This is a genomic window from Okeania sp. SIO2F4, assembly GCF_010672385.1.
GTDB lineage: Bacteria > Cyanobacteriota > Cyanobacteriia > Cyanobacteriales > Microcoleaceae > Trichodesmium.
This window is the reverse complement of record NZ_JAAHGT010001008.1, coordinates 1-3,436: the sequence shown is the minus strand read 5'-3', so window position 1 is coordinate 3,436 and position 3,436 is coordinate 1. Positions and strand designations below refer to the sequence as shown.

3 protein-coding genes are annotated in these 3,436 nt (G+C 37.1%); all 3 read right to left on the bottom strand.

All coding sequences use genetic code 11. From position 1 onward, the window contains the following. A partial coding sequence (locus F6K22_RS36370; RefSeq protein WP_293109527.1) for a hypothetical protein occupies window positions 1–811 on the bottom strand: 811 nt, incomplete at its 3' end. A 93-nt stretch (window positions 812–904) separates the two neighbouring features. Further along, window positions 905–1,816, bottom strand: coding sequence for a GUN4 domain-containing protein (locus tag F6K22_RS36365; RefSeq protein ID WP_293109526.1), 912 nt, complete (start codon window positions 1,814–1,816; stop codon window positions 905–907). 459 nt (window positions 1,817–2,275) lie between these two features. After that, window positions 2,276–3,322, bottom strand: coding sequence for a glycoside hydrolase family 24 protein (locus tag F6K22_RS36360; protein ID WP_293109524.1), 1,047 nt, complete (start codon window positions 3,320–3,322; stop codon window positions 2,276–2,278). Window positions 3,323–3,436 lie beyond the last annotated feature (114 nt).

Sequence of the window (3,436 nt, the reverse complement as noted above, 5' to 3'; positions counted from 1 at the left end):
GAACTTGCACTGCAATATAGTTTCCTTCCCGCAACCGAAATCCCATTGGGGCGGTTTCGTTAAAGTCCAAACCCAGATAAAACTTCTGGACTGGGACATTCCGAGTACGTTCGGCCAAACCCTTGACTACCCCTAGTGTCATTTCAGTGAAAGGTGCAATAGCAGGTTGAGCTGTTGTCAGTAGATTCAGTCCAGTTTTAAAGGTTGAAGATTCAAGTGTTTTTAATACAGCTTCATCATCTTCATTTTTTACATTAATAGTTGAACCTTCAAGTGCTACACCCCGACTTCCGACATTTAATCCCAGAAAAATTGGCCAACCTTTCACAGGAGCGGTTTGTCCCTCTGGCACTCGATAGGTTTGGCTAAAACTAACAGCTTCTGAAGCATTGGAGACCTGATTTTGAGCAGCGAATGTCACCATAACATTGTGAGTGCCACTACCTGGATAGTTATAAATTCTTAGATGATCTAAGTGAATATCAATCCGGCTATTCTGTAGTGTTTTATCAGGCGTAATAGAACTTACATGATGAATAGGCAAAGGTTCCATTGAACCAGACTGACTAGGAGCAATATAACCAAAGGTATGGTTAGCATAACTCCAGGGTTGCTTTTCTATCCACCCTAGAAAATTTAAAATTCCACCAACATCTTTTGTAAATCCTTTCTGTTGGGTAGTTGAATTAATAAATTCACTCTCCTCAATTTGTTCAAGTTTTGAGGTGAGTTTTTCCAGGTCACTATCTTGCTCAAGGTCATATTCTCCTACTGTCTTAATATCATCTAACAAGAATTTTTCATTAGACATGAAGTATTCCTCTAGCTAAAAATAAGGTGTAGATTTTACAAGTTAGTTTGTATTTATTTTTCTAGCTTATCCTAAAAATTACTGAGTCGCAAATTATCTACTACCACCACAAATTGTTAGTCGCGATATCAAAGCCAAAAAAGTTTCCGCCGCCATCATTTGACCTACCCCATAACAAGCACGTCGCCGCCATATAATTATAGGTAAGTGACCCTCTGGAGCTTGCTGGTTAAAGGAGAGTTCGTCATAATATTTCCAACTTTCTCCATCTCGCCATCCCACGCGATCGCAAAAATCTCCATATTGCCCACTCACAGTTTCCCATATACGTTGTTGTGCATTTAAGCCAAACAATCCATTACTATAATATTCCCAAAGCCAATCAATAGTACAAAGGTCTGTGCAAGGAAAATTATGAATATCTGTCAACTGGAGCCAACCTTCTTCTTCCCTGAGAGTAACTTGCAGTAATAACTCCCAGGTAAGTTCATCTGCTTTTCGCCATTTTCCAGCAGCCAAAAGATTAATCAGTGGGTTATAGTCTATTCCCACTTCCGACATTGGTGGTTCTGGAGTTGGCATAGCATTCAACTTTTCATCAATACTATACAGAGTTTCTGCCAACGTCTCTGGGTTAAGTTGTTCAAAATGATAAAGTACCCATTGTAGTTGAGAGTTAAGTTGAAAGCGTTCTATTGTTGCCTGATGTAACTGAGCTTGTATTTCATCCAGTTGTTTTTTTAGATCCCTGTAATTTTGATTGTCATTTACTCCATCTGCTGGAGCAGTAGGTAAACTAGAATTGCTATTATGATGACTGGCATTTTCCGTAGCTTGTACAATTTGCCACATTTTTCTAGCCCAGTTCAACTTTGCTTGTTCTTTTTGTTGGTAAATTTCTGCTGTAGCAAAGAAAGCGGTATCTGATTTTAAATTCCAGTCACAAACAGAGCAATACTCTGGTACTGTTTCAACATATTCTGCACCGCAAATAGGACATAACATATATTTTTTTTGTTAATCAAAATCAGTCGAAATCAATATTATATAGCAGGCAATAGGGAACAGGGAACAAGGAATAATTGGAAAAACATTTCAATGTCTAAGATCCATCATCAGTAATTGTGCTAACCAATTCTTTCTTAGTTATATTAAACTTCAGGAATTACCGAAAAATTCAGCTATAAAGCCTCTCCATTCATGGAGAAAAAAATTCCTTTTAGGCAATCCTCTTCTTTATAAGAAGAGGTAATTATTAATTATTAGAGCTGATTTATAAAGTAAATATTAAGAGGCTGAATTCCTGGCTATACTTAGGTTGAGCGAGTTATCCTCCGGTAAGTGCCAAATTACTAAAAGCTAGGTAATATAAAACTTTTCCTAGGTCATGCTGCGCAAACAGCTAAGTTTACAAATCAGCTCTTAATTATTAATTATTAATTATTAATTATTAATTACTTCCCCCTACTCCCTATTTGGTTCATAAAGAGCCAATTTCTGTTCATAAGTTCCGACAAGTTTAGGCATGAGTCGTTCCACATCTGTTTCAGTTTCCCCAAATGATGGCCACACCATATATAATTTTCTAAAAGCTTCTTCAATTCTCCCTTCTTCAATATCTTTGAGAGCATTTTTTTCTCGAATCAACTCTATAGCTACACGGTCTTGATAGGTAGGACTAAAATTCTTAGCCTTGACTACAGGAGCAAAGCGATCCCAAGACGTACTCAGAAACTGATATCGCCCAGCAGCATCAGAACAAAGTTCCTTGCCATTACTGAGAGCACATTTCAGTTCTCTCGGATGCTCTTTAAAGCTAGAGAAATGACTACCTGTATATTGACGATAATAACCTTGAGGTCCTGTTGTACCTTCTGTGACGGAAATTGTATCTAGAAAAGCTCTGATTCTGGGAACATTTACTGGATAAGCCCAATTTTTAGTTGGATCAATTTCAGGCATAACTACTGATGTTGCTGACCATTTTTCATCAGTATTTGCATCCTCACCCACTTGCCGAAATAGTTGTGAGACTGCCATAAATAATATGACAATAATTAATAGGGAAGAAGCTAGCTGTGGGTTAAATAATTTAGACCAGTTTAAAGGATTCTTCTGCACTTTCCGAGTAGTGCGGTAATTTTTCATTTTGTCTTTAGAGGAACCTGATTTATTTAAGTTTGTAGTAGTAGGAGACAAGATTTTTTTTTGAGTAGTAGGGAGTACCCCGGTTTGCTGACCAAATTTTAGTAGAGAATTAATAGTTTCTACTCGTTTGTGTTGATCAGATTCCCAGTTTTGAGAACGAATACCCTGAGCATTGGCAAATGCTATAACATCTGCTGAAGTTACTTTTTCTAGTGGTTTTTTGACAAATTTCAGAAACATTTGAGCTATATATAAATGAGAAGATTTCTGTCTGGGAGGAATTTGTTGTAACCAGATATTGAGCAACTCAAGGTCTGAAATTTTTCTTGGTAGAGTTCTTTGTTGTGCTTGCTGCTTGTACATGGCGCACCACCTGAATGTTTTAGATTAATACATCAGACTGAATTATAGGGTAATGTACTTACTCTATTATTGCCTCACATCAAACTTTTTTTGCTTATATCCTGTAAAAATAGA

Excerpts from the sequence above, each read along its gene's own strand:
- F6K22_RS36365 (WP_293109526.1), bottom strand. The coding sequence starts at position 1,816 with ATGTTATGTCCTATTTGCGGTGCAGAATATGTTGAAACAGTACCAGAG.
- F6K22_RS36360 (WP_293109524.1), bottom strand. The coding sequence starts at position 3,322 with ATGTACAAGCAGCAAGCACAACAAAGAACTCTACCAAGAAAAATTTCA.